16 protein-coding genes and 3 pseudogenes are annotated in these 16266 nt (G+C 64.5%); 3 read left to right on the top strand and 16 right to left on the bottom strand.

The genetic code is table 11. The features are described 5' to 3' along the window. Positions 1-25 precede the first annotated feature (25 nt). Positions 26-424, top strand: a complete 399-nt coding sequence (cadR, locus tag U6958_RS23370) for a Cd(II)/Pb(II)-responsive transcriptional regulator (RefSeq protein ID WP_003098965.1) — start codon at positions 26-28, stop codon at positions 422-424. A gap of 67 nt (positions 425-491) precedes the next feature. Here the strand turns inward: cadR and U6958_RS23365 are convergent, their stop codons facing one another. Both U6958_RS23365 and U6958_RS23360 read right to left on the bottom strand, forming a co-directional pair. After that, a complete protein-coding gene (locus U6958_RS23365; protein ID WP_196588568.1) occupies positions 492-854 on the bottom strand; it encodes a DUF3703 domain-containing protein in 363 nt (120 codons plus the stop codon). 24 nt (positions 855-878) lie between these two features. After that, positions 879-1082, bottom strand: coding sequence for a hypothetical protein (locus U6958_RS23360; RefSeq protein WP_023657334.1), 204 nt, complete (start codon positions 1080-1082; stop codon positions 879-881). A gap of 417 nt (positions 1083-1499) precedes the next feature. On the opposite strand from U6958_RS23360, the gene U6958_RS23355 reads away from it, so the two are divergent. Next, positions 1500-2135 (top strand): cation transporter, encoded by a 636-nt coding sequence (locus U6958_RS23355; RefSeq protein ID WP_003098972.1) that lies wholly within the window; start codon positions 1500-1502, stop codon positions 2133-2135. A 723-nt stretch (positions 2136-2858) separates the two neighbouring features. Here the strand turns inward: U6958_RS23355 and U6958_RS23350 are convergent. The 14 genes and pseudogenes from U6958_RS23350 to U6958_RS23285 form a co-directional block, all read right to left on the bottom strand. After that, a complete protein-coding gene (locus U6958_RS23350) occupies positions 2859-4889 on the bottom strand; it encodes a DNA topoisomerase III (protein WP_003116834.1) in 2031 nt (676 codons plus the stop codon). A 283-nt stretch (positions 4890-5172) separates the two neighbouring features. After that, entirely contained in the window at positions 5173-5613 is a 441-nt protein-coding gene (locus U6958_RS23345; RefSeq protein ID WP_003098976.1) for a single-stranded DNA-binding protein, read from the bottom strand. 73 nt (positions 5614-5686) lie between these two features. Then, complete coding sequence (locus tag U6958_RS23340) at positions 5687-6214, bottom strand: DUF3158 family protein (protein ID WP_003098978.1); 528 nt, start codon at positions 6212-6214, stop codon at positions 5687-5689. Beyond that, on the bottom strand, positions 6211-7002 hold the full coding sequence (locus U6958_RS23335; protein ID WP_003098981.1) for a PFL_4669 family integrating conjugative element protein: 792 nt from the start codon (positions 7000-7002) through the stop codon (positions 6211-6213). The genes U6958_RS23340 and U6958_RS23335 overlap by 4 nt, the downstream gene beginning before the upstream one ends. A gap of 429 nt (positions 7003-7431) precedes the next feature. Then, positions 7432-8670, bottom strand: coding sequence for an STY4528 family pathogenicity island replication protein (locus U6958_RS23330; RefSeq protein WP_006226008.1), 1239 nt, complete (start codon positions 8668-8670; stop codon positions 7432-7434). A gap of 3 nt (positions 8671-8673) precedes the next feature. After that, positions 8674-9234: a DUF2857 domain-containing protein gene (locus tag U6958_RS23325; RefSeq protein ID WP_003090097.1), complete on the bottom strand. Its 561-nt coding sequence runs from the start codon at positions 9232-9234 to the stop codon at positions 8674-8676. A 14-nt stretch (positions 9235-9248) separates the two neighbouring features. Then, positions 9249-10928 (bottom strand): ParB family protein, encoded by a 1680-nt coding sequence (locus U6958_RS23320; RefSeq protein WP_006226007.1) that lies wholly within the window; start codon positions 10926-10928, stop codon positions 9249-9251. Continuing rightward, positions 10921-11190 (bottom strand): hypothetical protein, encoded by a 270-nt coding sequence (locus U6958_RS23315; RefSeq protein WP_003050422.1) that lies wholly within the window; start codon positions 11188-11190, stop codon positions 10921-10923. The genes U6958_RS23320 and U6958_RS23315 overlap by 8 nt, the downstream gene beginning before the upstream one ends. Continuing rightward, positions 11174-12049: a ParA family protein gene (locus U6958_RS23310; protein ID WP_003098988.1), complete on the bottom strand. Its 876-nt coding sequence runs from the start codon at positions 12047-12049 to the stop codon at positions 11174-11176. The genes U6958_RS23315 and U6958_RS23310 overlap by 17 nt, the downstream gene beginning before the upstream one ends. Positions 12050-12091: 42 nt before the next feature. Next, positions 12092-12304 (bottom strand): AlpA family transcriptional regulator, encoded by a 213-nt coding sequence (locus U6958_RS23305; RefSeq protein ID WP_003090093.1) that lies wholly within the window; start codon positions 12302-12304, stop codon positions 12092-12094. Between the two features lie 118 nt (positions 12305-12422). Continuing rightward, positions 12423-12671, bottom strand: a pseudogene (locus U6958_RS23300) (hypothetical protein); the annotation flags it as partial. 28 nt (positions 12672-12699) lie between these two features. Beyond that, positions 12700-13847, bottom strand: a protein-coding gene (locus tag U6958_RS23295) for an IS3 family transposase (RefSeq protein WP_089577556.1) whose coding sequence is annotated in 2 segments (ribosomal slippage) — positions 12700-13586 and positions 13586-13847 — 1149 coding nt in all. Because the reading frame shifts where the segments join, the coding sequence is not laid out codon by codon here. 10 nt (positions 13848-13857) lie between these two features. After that, a pseudogene (locus U6958_RS23290) lies at positions 13858-14633 on the bottom strand (IS3 family transposase); the annotation flags it as partial. A 65-nt stretch (positions 14634-14698) separates the two neighbouring features. Then, positions 14699-15094: pseudogene (locus U6958_RS23285) on the bottom strand (hypothetical protein); the annotation flags it as partial. 450 nt (positions 15095-15544) lie between these two features. Between U6958_RS23285 and U6958_RS23280 the strand changes: the two are divergent. Beyond that, positions 15545-16045 (top strand): DUF305 domain-containing protein, encoded by a 501-nt coding sequence (locus U6958_RS23280; protein WP_003098996.1) that lies wholly within the window; start codon positions 15545-15547, stop codon positions 16043-16045. Positions 16046-16266 lie beyond the last annotated feature (221 nt).

Below are 16266 nucleotides of genomic sequence, written 5' to 3'. Positions count from 1 at the left end.
GTCAAGTTTTTTATAGGAAGCAACCATGATGCGGATCGGTGAACTGGGCAAGAAGGCAGATTGCTTGGTGCAGACCGTGCGCTTTTACGAGTCAGAAGGCTTGCTGCCCGAGCCTGCACGTAGCGAGGGCAACTTCAGGCTCTATGACGAAGTCCATTTGCAGCGCTTGCTGTTCATCCGCCGCTGCCGGGCGAAGGACATGACGCTGGATGAGATCCGTCAACTGCTGAACTTACGGGATCGGCCAGAGTTGGGCTGCGGCGAGGTGAACGCGCTGGTCGACGCTCATATCGCGCAAGTGCGGACCAAGATGAAGGAATTGCGCGCCTTGGAGCGCGAGTTAATGGATCTGCGACGCTCCTGCGATAGCGCCCGAACCTCGCGCGAGTGCGGCATTCTCAACAGCTTGGCCGAGCCCGCCTGAAGCTCGAGCGTGTCATCGGTGCTGGAAGTGATCGGGTCCAGTTCTGAGAGCCACGTGCCGCGCTCCATCATGCGAAAGCGCGCGGTTCTGACGTTTTGAGACGGCGTGCGACCGAGGGCGTGGCCCACAGGAGCCAGCGCGAGCCGGACGACCTGCGCGCCGCAATCTCCGCCACCTTACGGGTTCTCCAGGCCAGACCGAGCATCGCGGCGTGGCTGCGCAGGTGCAGGTGCAGGCCAAGGTAGCAGTGCGCCACGACGCGGCCCGACTCATGGGCACGCCACGCAACTCGCGATCGCTTCGCAAGAAGCCGCAAGGCCCGACTCGCGCAAGAATGCGACGTGGGCAAGATCGTATAGCCAGCAGCGCAAGCGTTTGCCGCTGCTGGCCGGCTCCGGAAGGGATAGACAAGCTGCGGGCCGTAGTCCATTGGAAAGTCCATCTTTCTTGAGTGTCACTCTTTGGCGCCCAGCGTGTGCTTTTGCGACCGGAAAGCGCTGAACAAGTGGCCCCCGGGCATCCAGAAATCGCCGTAGTTGACTTGGGCGTCTTCGTGCTCACGCTTGTGATGCCAGCGATGGGCTTCAGCCACCCCGATCAACAATCCCAACGGCCCGACCCGGTATCCCAGATTGGAGTGCTGGAAGGCCAGATGCACGACCAAGAAGCCGAGCCATGCGCCGACGGCCAACCACAGCTTGGAACGCCGCTACTGGCTCAACGGGGAGTGGAAAGGCCGCCCGCCCTCTAGCAAGGCGGCACAAGCGAGCGCGACGATCACTGTGAGTAGCTCCGTCGGAAAAGACGGCCGGCCGGTCGCGAGCTCGCCGAAGAGCACAACCGCAGTGGCGCCACGGATCAGTGGATAGCAGCCATACCGGATGACAGTCGCAATGAAGGGGGCGCATTGGTGCTCATCTGTTCTGTCCTAAAGCTCTGACTGGATTGGAAAACCTTCTAGCTACGGTAGAGTCAAGGGCGTCCGGGAAGACCCTGTGGCAAGTTCGTTGCATCTGCGCCTTGACTCTCCAGCCGCTACAGGCTTCAGCATCCATCGATTTGGAAGGAACAATGCATGGCTGAAAACCACAGAAATCACGAAAACGACGAGTTGGGCCGCCTAGATGCGAGCGATGCGAAGGACCGAAAGATTCTTCTGACTGTGTTGCTGATCAACCTGACGCAGTCCGCCGCCGGCATTGCCCTTGGCATCTGGGCTGGCTCTACGGCGCTGATGGGCGCCGGGTTGGACAACCTCGCCGATGCGTCGGTCTATGCGGTTAGCCTGTATGCCGTCGGTCGTGCGGCAACGGTCAAGGTGGGCGCGGCCCGCTTGTCGGGTTTCTTGCTAATCGGCCTGGCCGCGCTGCTGCTGTTGGAAGTCCTACGCCGCTTCGCTGGAGGGGAAGAGCCTGTCGGCCCAGCCATGATGGCCATGGCCGCGCTGAACGCGGCTTTGAACCTAGTGTGCCTCAGACTACTGCGCCGCCATCGCGGGGAAGATGTGAACTTCAAGGCGTCAGCGATCTTTACCAGCAACGACTCCATCGTCAATGGTGCGATTGTGCTGTCCGGGGTGCTGGTGATGGGGTTCGGGTCGAACATCCCGGATCTGGTGCTGGGCGTCATCGTGGCCGCAATCGCAGCGAATGGGGGGCGGGAAATCCTGCGCGAAGCATCGGAAACAGCTCGCCGTAAGGCGGGCACATAAGGCATGTTTTCGCCCAGTTCATCCCGAGGTTTACCTCTGCAAAAGAGGTAGTCCAGCCTTTGGGCTACGGCCTCGGCTGCAGCCGAGCGTACCATTGGCGATGGCCGCGCGATAGGCGGGCATGCCGTTCTCGACCTCCGTCTGCCGTACAGCAGCGGTGCGCAAGGTTGAGGGTGCATGTCGTCTCTCCTGTTCGTGTGGCCCAGGCCAATGGCCGGGCCGGGACGTTGATGGGCAGGAGAATGGCGCCGAAGGCCCAACGGCCTTCGGCTCGGGAGAAAAGAGGAACCACCCGTGGGCTGATTGGCAGGCCCGGTCGTCGCTAGAACCGTCTGCTCATCAAGCAATCACACCCGGCCCATGTCGTGGCTGGGGCCGGCATCGTCTGGCGCACATCCGCGCACAAAGGGAGCCCGTTTTTGCACCGGCGGGCACCGGCACCGATTACCGCTGACCACGAAGGGTCTCCCGGTGGCTCGTGCAGCCTGGCAAGCCACCGGGAGACCCTTCGCAGAGGGCGGAAGAAACGCAGATCAACAGAACGCGCGTGGTGCGGCTCGCAGAGAAGCTACCTTCAGGTCCCGCGGCCGGGGACGGCTGGGCGGGACGCGCACACGGATCAAGAAGGCGTTGCGCGCTGGGCGTCCCGCAGGGCATGCGGCGGAGTGCGGGACAGGGGCCACGCCGCCGAAGGCGGGCACGGCTCACGGGGAACGGGGGCGGTCAGGAGCCTTTGCGGCCGCTACGGCGCGGGCGCGAGGCGCCGCGCTTGGAGCTGCCGGATTCGACTGGCAGCGTGCCTTTGCAGTCCGGGTAGCGGCTGCACGACCAGAACGGGCCGCTCTTGCCGCTGCGCTGGCGCGTGGGTGCGCCGCACTGCGGGCATGCCGGCCCTTGGGGAACCTTGATGGACAGGGAGGCGCTGCCGTACTGCGCAATCAACTGCGAAATCCACGCGGCCTGCTTGCCGATGAACACGTCCAGGGTGAGCTGTCCGGCCTCGATCATGTCGAGCGCCTGTTCCCAGACGGCGGTGGTGCCAGGGTCGGCAATCGCCGCAGGCACGGCATCGATCAAAGTGAAAGCCGCATCCGAGGCGCGGATGGCGCGCCCCTTCTTCACGAGGTAGCCGCGAGCGATCAGGCCGCCGATGATGTTGGCCCGCGTCGCTTCGGTGCCGATGCCAACCGTATCCTTGAGCTTCTGCTTCAGGCGGGGATCGGACACCAGCTTGGCGACGCCTTTCATGGACTTGACCAACTCGCCTTGCGTGTACGGTTTGGGCGGCAGCGTCTTGAGTGCCTTGAGATCGACGTCGGCCACCTGGCATGCCAGGCCCTCATACAGTTTCGGCAGCGCGGGCAGCACCTGGGCGCGGACCGCAGTATCGCCCTCGCCATCACCGTCTTCGGCCTGCGGCTCGGCGAGCACCTGGCGCCAACCCGGGATGACAACCTGCTTGCCCGTGGCCGCCAGGTTCTGCCCCCCGCACGAAAACTTGGCCACAGTGCGGTCGAACTCGTGGTGAGGGAGGAACTGCGCCAGGTAATGCGACCGGATGAGCCTGTACACGGCCAGTTCCTTCTCGCTCATGGCGGAGAGCTTCGCCGGTTCGAGCGTCGGGATGATGCCGTGGTGCGCCGTGACCTTGCCATCGTTCCAGGCGCGCGAGCGCTGCGAGCGGTCGAGCTGGCCCATGATCGAGCGCAGCGAGGGATCGGTCTTGAGCAGGCTGTCGAGAACGGTGGGCACTTCGGCAAACATGCTCTCGGGCAGGTAGCCGGAGTCCGAGCGGGGGTACGTCGTGGCCTTGTGCGTCTCGTACAGGGCTTGGGCAATCTCCAAGGTTTCCTGCACGTCCAGCCCAAGCTGCTTGGAACACACTTCCTGCAAGGTGCCCAGGTCGAACGGCAGCGGCGGGCCTTCGCGGACACGCTCAGTCTCCACCGACACGACGTGGGCACTGCCCGCAGCGCGGATCTGCTGCATGGTCTGCTGTGCGACCGGCTGCCGCAGGCAGCGGCCTGCGTCGTCGGTGCACGCATCGGGTGGAACCCATTGCGCGGCGAAAGTCGAACCGCCTGCGAACAGGGACACGGCGATGGCCCAGTATGGTACGGACACGAAGCGCGCGATCTCGCGGTCGCGGTCCACAACGAGCTTGAGCGTCGGGGTCTGTACGCGGCCGACCGACAGCACGCCGTCGTAACCCGCCTGTCGCCCCAGCACCGTGAACAGCCGGCTCAGGTTCATGCCCACGAGCCAATCCGCACGGGAGCGCGCCAGCGCCGAGTGGTACATCGAAAGCGTCTCGGCCGAAGGCCGCAGCTTGCCCAGTGCCGCCCGAATGGACGCATCGTTGAGCGCCGACAGCCACAGGCGTTCGATGGGGCCGCGGTAGCCGCAAAGCTCCACGATCTCGCGGGCGATCAATTCGCCCTCGCGGTCGGCATCGGTGGCGATAACCAGGTGAGTCGCCTTCGCCAAGAGCGCCTTGACGACCTTGAATTGCGTGGCGGTCTTCGGTTTGACCTCGACCCGCCAGTGCTGGGGAATGATGGGCAACTGCTCAACGGACCATCGTTTGAGCTGCTCGTCGTAGGCCTCGGGCGGCGCCGCCTCCACGAGATGGCCGATGCACCAGGTGACCGTGACGCCGGAACCGTTGAGGCAGCCTTCACCGCGCTGCGTGGCGCCGAGAATCCGGCCAATGTCTTTGCCCTGGGAGGGCTTCTCGCACAAGAACAGCCGCATATCCGTCCATCCCGATTCCTGTTGTTCATGGAGTTGCTGGGATCGAGGATGCCGAGCGCAGCCCCTGGCAGCAGCAAACAAGCCGCATGCGGCAGCGACCGCTTTCACGCCGATGAAATGGCGAGTGCGGGGAAGGTGCGTGGCCGGAAGTGTGCGGGCCGAGAGCCGCGATTTCCGGGAGCGCGCGTGGAACTCGGTGGACGTTGGTGGAGCTATCCCCTGGGGATAATTCGCAGCGCATGGAGGGCGGCGAAGCACTGCGGCAGCCGCCCTCCATGCCCGATCACTTCCTGCGCTTGGTCTCTTTCGGCGCCGTCGATTCCTGGGTGGCCTGGGGCTTCGGCTCTGCCTCCTGTGGCTTCGGGCTGAGGGCCACAGACTCGATGCGGTACGGCAGGATGCCGACACTGCGCGCGTTGACCTGCCAAGTCTCACGCGGCTGATCTTCGTTGTCCGTCCAGGGGTCGCGCTCCATGCGGCCGACGACCAGCACCCGCATGCCCTTCTGGTAGAGCTGCTGCCAGCGGTCGGCGTCGTGGTGCCAGAGTTCCACCGGCGCCCAGAAGCCGCCGCGGTCCTCGAACTCGCCGCCCTTGGTGGGGACGGGGTTGTCGAAGTACACGTTCAGCCGGAGCAACCGGCGAGGATCGTCGTTGCCATTGGGGAATTCGCGGTACTCGGGAGGCGATCCGATGTTGCCCTCGCCGATGAATTGTGTGCTCATGTTGGAATCTCCGTGGTGGTTGAAATACCCGTGCCTCGTTGGGCTCGGGCGCGTGCTCGGATGGCAGGCGCAATCACCGATCGCGCACTGCGGCAGGAACGGACGCGAGCCGGCGCAGGTAGGTGTTGTCCGCCTGCGCGGCCTTGCTGGCGCATTCCTGTGCTTGCCTGCCCAGGGTGTGCAGCAGGCTGATCTGCATGTTCAGCATGACGCGCTGCAGTTCGATCTCGTGCAGGTCGTGCAGCAGGTTGACCGGCGTGCTGGGGCTCGCCATCAGCTCCTGCCACAACGCCACGCCCATGGCCGATCGATCGTGCTTGCGCCAGCGAAGAAAGGTCGTGCCTGCGCCAGTGGTCTGCTGGGCCAGCTCGACGGGAAGCAGGTGGAAGGGATGCCCGCACGCCTGTGGCAGCACCTGTCGCTGCGCCAGGGCAATCAACTCGTCGCGCATGGCGAAGCACTGGCTGGCCCAGGCCTCGAAGTCCCCTTTACCTTTAAAAGGCTTTAAAAGGCCTTTTAGAGAGGCCGCGTGTTCCAGCCGCATGAAGGCTGGCTGTTCCAGACGACGGAAGTAGCGCGGTTCGCGGTTCGGGTCGCTCATGCCGGTTCGTCCTCGCCGGCGGCTGTGGACTTGGCCTCGGCCGAATCGGCGGCAGCGCCTTCGTCGGTGGGAGATGCGGCTGCGGCAGCGCTATCACCACGCTGTTGCAGACCACGGCGCACGACGGGCGGCGCAAACTTCGAGCGGCGCATGCCTTCGAGCACGTCCTGCGGCAGTTCGCCGAACTTCTCCAATGCTGCCCGAGCTGCGGCGTTCTTGGCCGCGAAGTCGTCGCGGGTGCAGCCCGAGTAGCGGTATTGCTGGGCCAGGCTGAACAGGCTGCGCAGCGCGTGGGCACCTTCGTTGAGCCAGCGCTCCAACGTCGAGCGATCGATCAGCGCGGTGTGGTGGGCGAGGATCAGCTTGCGCGCGATGTCGTCGTAGTCGGCCAGGAGATAGACGGCGGCAAAGCCCAACTGCGCATTGACGAACAGCGGAAGCTTGACGGGCTGCACGTTGAGGTTCTCGCCCAGGGTCAACGCGGCGGGCACGCCGGCCAGGGCCTGGTCCACCTGGTCGCGCAGCGTCTGCAGCGTGGTCCTGGTCTGGTCGAGCTTGTCTTCGATGCGAAGCATCCACCAGTCGCTGTATGGGTCGTCCTGCTCCGAGCCGCGCTTCATCTTGTTCATGACGGCGATGTAGCCGTTCAGGCCGACGATGCCCGGTCGCCCCTCGGCGGCGGCGCGGCCATGCCAGATGCGCGAGGCGTGGTGGGTGTGCAGCGTCAGCGACATCGCGCTGCGCAGGGAGCCGAGGTTGAGTTGCAATGGTTCGTTGCTGGTTGCCATGGTGATCGCTCGCTGGTGGACAGGGAGCCGCCAGCATCCGCATGCAGCGGAAGGCAGTCAGTCAACAAACCGAAATGAGCCGACCCCCGGTTCTGTGCGCGCTGGCGGCGCAGCGCGCAACGGTCCCCTGGGGACCGCTCCGCAGATGGGCACTCACATCGGCGTTCCCGTCCTCGGTTGTTGACGGTATGCGTGCTGCACCGCACGTCGCGCTGCCGTTCGACACGATCCTTCGCCGCGCAGCCGTCCCCAGGGGACCGTTCCGTTGAGCGCCATGGAGGTCTGCTTCATGGTCTTGCATGCGCTCTACTCAGGTTTTGCGCAGCATGTCGCGCCGTCGCCCGGCGCTTCACCGCACAGCCGTCCCCAGGGGACCGTTTCTGCCGACCGCCATGGAGATCTACTTCACGGCTTTGACAAGCCCTGTGCTCAGGATTTGCGCAGCAGATCGCGCAGGCGCTCGATGTGCTGCCGGGCCACCTCGGGCGGCACGACGTTGCGCGGCGGCTCGGTTGGTGGCGCTCGCGCCGCCGATGGTGTTGGCGGTGCCGGGCCGGTCTGCTTGGCCCAGGCATTGAACTCGCCGCGCATGGCGCGCTGGATGATGCCGAACAGATAACCGGCGGGGTTGCGGATGCCATGCTTGCCGCACCGTGCGGCCCATTCGTCCAGCACGGCCTGCCGCAGGGCAGCGTCCACCTGCTGCAACGCCATCTTGGCTCCGGCCTGCTGTTCCGCCTTCAGTTCCGCGAAGCGCTTGGGCCATTGCAGGTCGCCCAGCGCACGCGCCTGCGCGGTAGTACGTACTTCATCAATACGACTACTACGTACTGTACGGTCCTGCTTCGGATTCCGAAGAGCGCCGTCTGGCGCGGGTTTCGGCCCTGCTTCGGATTCCGAAGATGGGCGATCGCCATTCCGAAGAAGGCTCGCGGGCCCTTCTTCGGAATCGTGGACCGCATCCTCCTGTGGATAACTTTCGGAGGCGGTGATGCCCTGGTCGGCCAGGCGCTCGGCGAGCACTTGCAGCCGCGACGGCAAGGTGCGTCCGGACAGCATCGGGTCGTCCGCGATCTCCTGGAGGGTGTTGAGTCCCACCACCTGGACGGCCTTGGCCGAATGCCCCAGCGACTGGCTGACCAGGGCCAGGTAGTCGGCGTCGAGTTGCATCGCCTCGAACGGCGTCAGCGGTTCGTCGTGCAGGACGTAGAGGTTGCCGAGGATGCGACCGGTCTTGGGGTCGCGCCGTCGTCGCACGAGGCTCAGCCAGCGCGTCAGGCGCAGCAGCGTCAGCGCCCGCGCCACGGTCTCATGGGAGGCCTGGCCTGCGCAGGGCATCGACGCCAGCCAGGGGCGCAACTGCTCATAGGTGGGAAATGCCGTGACGCCATCGTCGTTGAGCATCAATCGGAACACCTGCCAGGCGTTGCGCTCCAGCGGTGTCAGGCGGCGGTCGAGGAACAGCCGCCGCGGCACGCTCTCGTGCCGATTGCCACTGAACAGGAAGGCGTCGCCGGACGTAGGAGGCGTGGGCGTTGGAGCAGGCAGGGACGCGGGAGCGCCAGAGCTGGACTTGGGCGCGAGGTCCTTCAGCGCAGCGTCGAACAGGTCGGCGAGTGCGATGGGGCCAGGGCGCTGGGCTCGTGGGGCGGTGTCGTCCACGGCCATGGCCTAGCCCAATCCCTGATCGACCCAGTTCCTGATCGCGGCCCAGACCACCGAGAGCGGCAGCGACATGCCCTCGGCCAGGTCCATGGCCGCATCGAGAATCGAGGTCTCGTCCTCCAGATCGACGTTCCTGCTGCTGGTCACGGCTTTCCATTGCCGCCACAGTTCGGTGTCCTGGGTCTCGTCCAGGACGGGGTGGCGCCCCTTGCGCTTGGGCAGGCCGAGGATCTCCCGCCGCAGGGCGACTTCCTGATGGGTCAGGCCATAGAAGCGGCTGACCATCTCCGTGCTGGCCCCCAGCCGCAGCATGCGATCGACCGTGGCGATTTCCTTCTCCACGTCCTGTGCCTGGTTGAGCAGGCGCTGCAGCACTTCGCGGTTGACCGTGACCGAGCACCACGAGACGCTGGCGTTGGCCAGCACGCTGATCAGCGCGGGGTGCTTGAGCGCATCCAGCTCGGCCTCGCCGAAGCCCATGGCCTTGCAGCGGCGCAGTTGGCCGTTGCGAAGGTCATACAGCGCCTGGGCAATCACGGCCTGGTTGAGCGGATGCGATGTGGACATGCGGCCTCCCTCGCTCACGTCCCGGGCGCCGTGGTGCCGGCTTCCAGGTCCAGCAGACGCCGGGCGAGGCGCAGCAGCCGAAAGAGCTTGACCAACGCCGTGTCGCTCAAGCGCCTTGCGCCGCTGCCATGGCCTTGGCTCTGGCCGTGCAACAGGGTCGGCAGGTCGGCGGCGAGCTGCGCGCCGTCCAGGCCCGCTTCGGCGACGGGCTGACCCGTCAGGGAAGTGAGCAGCGTCAGCACCGCGCGGCCGAGCGGCGACGGGGCTTGGCCGCGGGCGCGGCACGCAAACCCGATGCCATCGGCGCGATCCTCGATGCACTCGTCCAGGTCTGCCTCCCCGGCGATCTCGCGCGCGAACTGCGCGATGTGGATGCGCAGCCGATCGGGCGTGTCCAGGCCGGCGTCGATGTACCAGACGTCGGAGATCGGATAGAGTCCGCCGGCTTGCACCGGGATGGACTGCAGCACGCTCGCCGAGAAGTCGGGCGGCAGCGCATCGCCCAACTGGTCGGCGACCATGCGCTGGATCGATTGGAGCCGTTCTGTCGTCGGTGCTGGCGAGACGATGTGCTCGCGAAGCAGATCGCCCGGTGCGGCCGGCTGGCTTCCCGTGGCCGCTTCGCCAACCGCCGTGTCGTCGTGGCGCAAGGTGGGCTCGGACGCCGGAGGGCTGGCGGGTGGAGGACCGGCCGCCGCTGCAGGCGTGGCGATGGACGATGCTGCGCCCGGCGGAGTCGGCGTGCCGGCGGTGGGCGAAGGCAACGCCGGCTGCGCCGCAGGTGGCGTCGGGTCACTGACCAGCGCCCGGTGGCGGCTTTCCGATTCGGTCAGGTCCAGCGCCAGCACGTCGTAGCCGATGCCCAGCAGCTCGGACATCTGGCCGATCAGCTCGTCTTGCACGCGCTGCGGCGCGAACTCGTCGCCCTGCGTGTCGAACTGCGCCAGCACCTCCTGAAAGAAACTGTCGAAGTCCAGCGGCAGCGAACGGTCCTTGGCGTAGTGCTCCCAGGTGCGTTTGCAGGCCGTGCGCATGACCGACAGCCGCTCGACCTGGTGGCGCCCCAGGCCGCCATAGAGCACAGTGGGAATGGCGGGCAGCAGGTAGCGCACCGCGTCGGCCATGCGGGTGATGTGCGACCGCTGGACGGGGAAGCCATCGGCCGCCAGGCGGCGGGCCAGTTCCGACTGGCTCAGGGCGGCGCCGCTCTCCTGCTCGTAGAACTCCCGTGCTTTCTCGACGCCGAGCGCGCGCTCGATGAACGTGAGGCCGCCGCGCAGTTCGTTCTCGGCAAGATGCCCGGTCAGCGCGACGATTTCACCGCGCTCCGGCCATGGTCGGAACAGGCACGATATGCGGAAGAAGCGTTCTTCCTTGGTCTCCGACCAGAGTTCGCGCAGGATCGCCAGTCGCGTGTTGCCGCCGTTGCGGATGATGTAGTGGTCCTCGCCGGGCCTGCGCGTGATGGCCGGCGCCGCGTCCAGGCCGCGCTCGCGGATGGATGCCTTGATTTCCTCGTAAGCCGGGTTGCGCTTCATGCGCGGGTCATGGTCGTAGGGCCGCAACTGGTCCAGCGTCACGACCATGGGCGTGTCCGCGATCGGGTCGCTCAAGGCCGTAGCCGCTGGGCCGCTGCGCTCGAAGCCGGCCGCGAGCAGCTTGCCTGCCATGTCCTGCGAGGTCATGTCAGCCATGGCCGCACCCCTCGCAGTCCCCACGACCGCCGGCCGGCGCCATGCGGGCCTCTCGCTCGGCGCGGCGGATCTGCGCACGGGCGTTCAATTCGGCCCGGTGGTCACTCGCTGTCGAACTCGTGTAGATCGCCGCGCAGCCGGCCTTGGTGAACTTGAGGTGCCCGCCCGGCGTGCGCTTGACGTGCCAGCCCTCACCGACCGCGAACTCGATCAGGGCGCGCAGCCGCTTGTGGCCGCGGGCCAGCTCATGTGCGTTCGCCATGGGGCCTCCCAGGATCAAGAGGTCGCTGCGGGCGGCCGGATACTTGAGCCAGTCGGTCCTGCCATTGCGGGAACAACTCGCTGGCGAGCGCGCGCATCGTGTCGAGCGCGGCAGGGGCGACTCTGCCGGGCGGCTGGCGGTGCTCGACCCGATGCACCGGCAGGCCGCGCGTTGCGGCACGTGGATACGCTTCTATGGCCGGCACGTCGGTGGCGAGCACGCGGATGCCGGCGCTGTCCTGGAACAGGTCGCGCAAGGCCTGCTGGATCAGCCGTGCGTTGGCGGACACCGGGTGGACGCGGTTGATGAGCAAGTGCAGCGGCGGCGGTTCGATGCCCAGGTGCCGGTACGGCGCAATGTCTTCGAGCAACTGCATGGTGCCGCGCCGCAGCTCGCGTGCCGCGAGGATCTCCGGCGTGACGGGCGACAGCGCGAGATCGGAGGCGAGCACCGCCATCTCCAGCAGCACGGAACGCGCGCCCTGGGTGTCGATCAGCACCAGGTCGTAGAGGGGAGCAAGTGCTGGCAGCAGATGCCGCAACCGCAGGCGGCCATCCGGCGCATGCAGCAACAACGTGTTCAGCTCGCCCCGGTGGTCGTCGGACAGCACCAGGTCCAGGCCCGCGATGATCGTGCGGGACACGAGCTGGCCAAGGTCGCGCTCGTTGAAGGCCAACAGCTCATAGATGCCGCCCGGCGCGCGCTGGGTCAGTTCGTAGTAGGAGGACAAGGTGGGCTGCACGTCGAGATCGAGCAGCAGCACGCGCAGGCCCGCGTCCGCGGCGAGCCCGCCCAGGTTGGCGGCCGTCGTGGTCTTGCCGACGCCGCCCTTCGTTGAAATGATGGACACGACCTGCATGGCGCTCTCCGGCTGGGAATGGGAAGTCCGCGGGAGAGCGGGTCAGGTCCGGTGGTTGAGGCGCTCGGCGATCCACTGGTCGATTTCGATCGAATCCCAGCCGACAGCGCGCACGCCCAGGCGCAGCGCCTGAGGGAACTGGCGCTTCTTCATCAGGTTGTAGATGTGGGCGCGTTTGAAGCCGGACTTCGCTTCGACTTCATCGAGCCGCAGGATGCGGCGCTCGTTCGGCGGGAGTACAGGGGTCTGCGACATGGCGGTCACTCCTGAACGCTCGGCGGCGTTTGTTGGCGTGACCTCTATTCAATAGACCTGGCTGCGGAAAGACATTGCAAATGCAATCTCCGCGATTGCACATACAAGCTGGATAACCTCATGCGCTTGCGCTACGAACGTACCTCTTAGCGTTGGCGAACTTTCCGTTTAAGGTGCGCTCAGTGATGCCCATGGTGCCGCCGTAGTGGGCGACCAATGCAGAGACAAGGGCCTCCTGCGTTTTGAAGCTGGAATAGGGCACGCCTGAAGGCGACTGGCTCAGCATCAGCGTCAACATCCCTCCAATGATGTTGAGATAGGTCGTTTCCGCCCGTTCGCTGATCTCGCATTGCTTGGATGCCAACTGGGCTGCTGCCGGTCTCGTTGACACCGACCTAAGCTTCTTGAGCTTGCTCGAACTGTACGGGACTGAGATATCCGAGCGTCGAATGCCGACGCGTCGGGTTGTAGAAGCACTCGATGTAATCGAACACATCTGAGCGGGCCTGGCCTCGTGTCCTGTACACCTTACGGGCCGTGCGCTCGGTCTTCAGAGAACTGAAGAAGCTCTCCATGGCCGAGTTGTCCCAGACCTCGCCAGCCCGACTCATGCTGCAAGTGATGCCCTGTTCGTCCAGCAGCCTCTGGAAGTGCTCGCTTGTGTATTGGCTACCCTGGTCCGAGTGGTGCAGCAGTGCCACTGGCCTGCCCCGGCGCCACACAGCCATCATCAGCGCGTCCACCACGAGCTGCGAGGTCATGCTCTCCTGCATCGACCAGCCCACGATTCGACGGGAGTACAGGTCCAGTACCGCAGCTACGTAAAGCCAGCCTTCTGCCGTCCAGATATAGGTGAAGTCGGCCACCCATTTCTGGTTCGGACCATCTGCCTGGAACTGACGGTCCAGCACGTTGTCAGCCACAGCACCACGCGCGCCACGGTCCTTGGGTAGTCCACGCCTTCGCGGTCTCGCACGCAGCGCCTGCTCCCGCATGAGCCGCTCAATACGATGCAGCCCACAGGTCTGGCCTTGCTCCAGCACGTCGTGCCACACACGGCGTGCGCCGTAGGTGCGGTCGCTGCGTACAAAGCTCTGATGCACTTGCGCACCCAGCACCTCGTCGCTGAGGCTACGCCGGCTCCTGGGTCGTGTGAGCCAGGCGTAGAAGCCGCCTCGCGAGACACCGAGCGCCTCGCACATCAGATTGACCGGCCAGGCCCCTCGGTGTTTCGCCACGAAGCCGAACTTCACATCGACTCCTTCGCGAAGTAGGCCGCGGCTTTTTTCAATATGTCGCGCTCCATCTTGAGCTTGGCCACTTCCTTGTGCAGCCGTGCTATCTCAGCATCCTGCGCCTTTTGTTTGCCGTTGCCAGGGAACGCCTCCTGAGGCTCCTGCCTCAGCTCACGCACCCACTTGCGCAGCACGTTCTCGTGAACGTCCAAGTCTTTGGCTGCCTGGGCCACAGACACGCCACGCTCAACGACCAGTTTGACCGCCTCGAGTTTGAACTCGCGACTGAATGTCCTTCTTCTCTCCATTAACCACCTCCGGTTTCATCTGCCACCTTAACAAGGTGTCATCGAAACCGGCAGCAGCCCAGCCACTGCGTGTGCGAACGTAGGTGATGTCGCTGGCCCATGTCTGGTTGGGCTTTTCAGGTTTGAACTGGCGCTGCAGCACATTGTCTGCAACAGGCAAGCCATGGCGGCTGTCGGTGGTGTGCGTGAACTTGCGCCGCCAGCGTGCTCGCAGTCCGTGCGCGGCCATCAAAGTGCGTGCTTTGTAGCGCCCAACAGCCCAGCCTTGCAATTTCAGCTGTGCACTCAGGCGGCGACTGCCGTAGCTGCTCCCACTGGCATGGAAGACTGCTTTGGCCTGAAGGCTCAGTGGGCTCACTGCAGCCTTTGTGGTGGCGCGCTTGCGCGCCGCGTACCAGCCCGAGCGGCTCATGCCCAACACCCTGCACCACTGGCTTACTGGGGCCTTCTGCGCCTGTGCTTGCGCACTCATCAGGTCCTGAATCATTTCATTTCCCGGGCGAAGAAGGCCGACGCTTTTTTTAGGAGTTCATTGTCCGATTGCAGTTGCCTGACCTGCGACTCCAATTGCCGAATGCGTTGCTGCTCGGCCGTCAACGGCTTGCCAATACCCGGACGTCCGGCCGCCTCTTCGTCGTACTGCGCCAGCCAGCGGCGCACCGCGCTGTCAACCAGATCCAGATCCTTGCTGACCTGAGCCACGCTCAGATTCTGTTCTCGGACCATCTTGACCACTTGTAGCTTGAAGGCTGCGTCAAACGCCCTGCGCGCTCTTTTGTCTTTCATGTTCGTCATTTCCTCTGGGGTCTATGGGCCCCTATCGAGGTGTCCTATTTCATTGGACCATGACAGATCGCCTGTCCTGTTTCCATGGTGATGAAAGGATGCGCCATGCGTTCGCCACGGCTGAACAGAAATCCTGGCCGGTGCTCGGGATAGTGGGTGCGCATCCAGCGTTTTAGATCGACATGGCGAACAGTCAGATCCAGAGAATTGAGCAGGTTCGGATCATTGAGCGTGATCCCGTTCTTGCCGTAGGGCAGCTCTCCGTTGAGGATGCCGTCATAGATACGTTCCGAGTGCAGCCGGCACTCATTCCATCGAGGGCAGTTCAGCGACCGAGGCAGGACACGCGGTGACGCGATCGTGGCCAGGATCATCGGGAGATACCGCAGCAACCCAGCCCATCGGATGGCCGCCTCGATGGGACGATAGAACACCTTTGATGTTGAAATGTCCTTGTGCATGTCTTCGTCTCCTTTCGGGTGCGCTACATCACCGGCTCCTTTCTTGCCCAAGGGCTGTTGTGTCGTTATGGCCTGCGACGGACGCTTGAGGCGATGCCCTAAGCGAAGGCGGAGGAGGCCATTGGCGTCCGCCGCAGGTGGCCTTGTCTTGCTTGATATGCAAGAATCGATCAGTTGCCGGCCCATCGAGCGATGAGGACGCAAGCTCGATATTGGCGCTCACGGTACCAGCGTCATAGGTGGCGCAAAGCCCATCAAGACCGATTTGGTATGGTCTGATATCCAGACGGTTCAAGACCAGCGAGTTGAAGCGTTCGACGCCCCTACGTCCAGTTGGGGACTGGAAATCAGCGGTTAGTGATGCATCGCTCCACATGCTGATATATCGACAAAGTATCTGCCGCAGTACCAGTGACCCTGCCAGGTTGCCCCAGCACATAGGAGACGGAGATGGCTGAACATTCCCATGAACATCAACATCACACATCCGGTCAGATGGGTAAGCACGGCCGACCATACGCCAAGTTCTGGGTGAACATGGTGTTGGGCCTCGTCGTCATGTACTTCGTAATGTTCAGCATGATCGACGGCGCCAGGGACTTCAGAAACAATCTCAACATGCTCTACATGGCGGTCACTATGTGGGCGCCAATGGGCATCTTCATGCTAGCGACAATGCCCGGCATGTTTCCAAACCGGCGGCTCAATCTCGTGCTGTACGGCTTGTTTGCCGTTCTCACACTCGGTTCTTTTGCCGCTACCCGTGCTCAAACCGGAATCGGCGATCGACAGTTCATCGCGTCTATGGTCCCGCACCATTCGGGAGCGATCCTCATGTGCCGCGAGGCGCAGCTCTCAGATCCGGAACTCGTCAACCTATGCCAAGCGATTTCCGATGGCCAGCGCGCGGAGATCGAGCAGATGAACCGGATTGCTGCACGCCTTCGTTGAGGCTGGCTGCCACTACACTGGCGCCGCGTTGCGCTCCGGCGAAGTTAGCCGCAGCGATGTAAAGATGAGTACTTGCGGTGTTCCGATGCCGGCGGTTGTGTCCTACAGCCGTCCAGGTGCCAGGTAGTCCACGCGACACCACCCCGCGCTGCCTGCGGAGCGAGCGCAAGTCATGATCGTCGCAAGTTGGAGTTCGATAGCGAACCCGCTCAGCAGCTGGA

This window comes from Delftia lacustris (assembly GCF_040267515.1).
Classification (GTDB): Bacteria; Pseudomonadota; Gammaproteobacteria; order Burkholderiales; family Burkholderiaceae_C; genus Comamonas; species Comamonas tsuruhatensis.
The sequence above is the reverse complement of the archived record's forward strand: the minus strand, read 5'-3'. Positions and strand labels throughout refer to the sequence as shown.

Excerpts from the sequence above, each read along its gene's own strand:
- U6958_RS23365 (WP_196588568.1), bottom strand. The coding sequence starts at position 854 with ATGGACTACGGCCCGCAGCTTGTCTATCCCTTCCGGAGCCGGCCAGCA.
- U6958_RS23335 (WP_003098981.1), bottom strand. The coding sequence starts at position 7,002 with ATGGCAACCAGCAACGAACCATTGCAACTCAACCTCGGCTCCCTGCGC.
- U6958_RS23350 (WP_003116834.1), bottom strand. The coding sequence starts at position 4,889 with ATGCGGCTGTTCTTGTGCGAGAAGCCCTCCCAGGGCAAAGACATTGGC.
- U6958_RS23320 (WP_006226007.1), bottom strand. The coding sequence starts at position 10,928 with ATGGCTGACATGACCTCGCAGGACATGGCAGGCAAGCTGCTCGCGGCC.
- U6958_RS23280 (WP_003098996.1), top strand. The coding sequence starts at position 15,545 with ATGGCTGAACATTCCCATGAACATCAACATCACACATCCGGTCAGATG.
- U6958_RS23330 (WP_006226008.1), bottom strand. The coding sequence starts at position 8,670 with ATGGCCGTGGACGACACCGCCCCACGAGCCCAGCGCCCTGGCCCCATC.
- U6958_RS23325 (WP_003090097.1), bottom strand. The coding sequence starts at position 9,234 with ATGTCCACATCGCATCCGCTCAACCAGGCCGTGATTGCCCAGGCGCTG.
- U6958_RS23305 (WP_003090093.1), bottom strand. The coding sequence starts at position 12,304 with ATGTCGCAGACCCCTGTACTCCCGCCGAACGAGCGCCGCATCCTGCGG.
- U6958_RS23310 (WP_003098988.1), bottom strand. The coding sequence starts at position 12,049 with ATGCAGGTCGTGTCCATCATTTCAACGAAGGGCGGCGTCGGCAAGACC.
- U6958_RS23315 (WP_003050422.1), bottom strand. The coding sequence starts at position 11,190 with ATGGCGAACGCACATGAGCTGGCCCGCGGCCACAAGCGGCTGCGCGCC.
- U6958_RS23355 (WP_003098972.1), top strand. The coding sequence starts at position 1,500 with ATGGCTGAAAACCACAGAAATCACGAAAACGACGAGTTGGGCCGCCTA.
- U6958_RS23340 (WP_003098978.1), bottom strand. The coding sequence starts at position 6,214 with ATGAGCGACCCGAACCGCGAACCGCGCTACTTCCGTCGTCTGGAACAG.
- U6958_RS23345 (WP_003098976.1), bottom strand. The coding sequence starts at position 5,613 with ATGAGCACACAATTCATCGGCGAGGGCAACATCGGATCGCCTCCCGAG.
- cadR (WP_003098965.1), top strand. The coding sequence starts at position 26 with ATGATGCGGATCGGTGAACTGGGCAAGAAGGCAGATTGCTTGGTGCAG.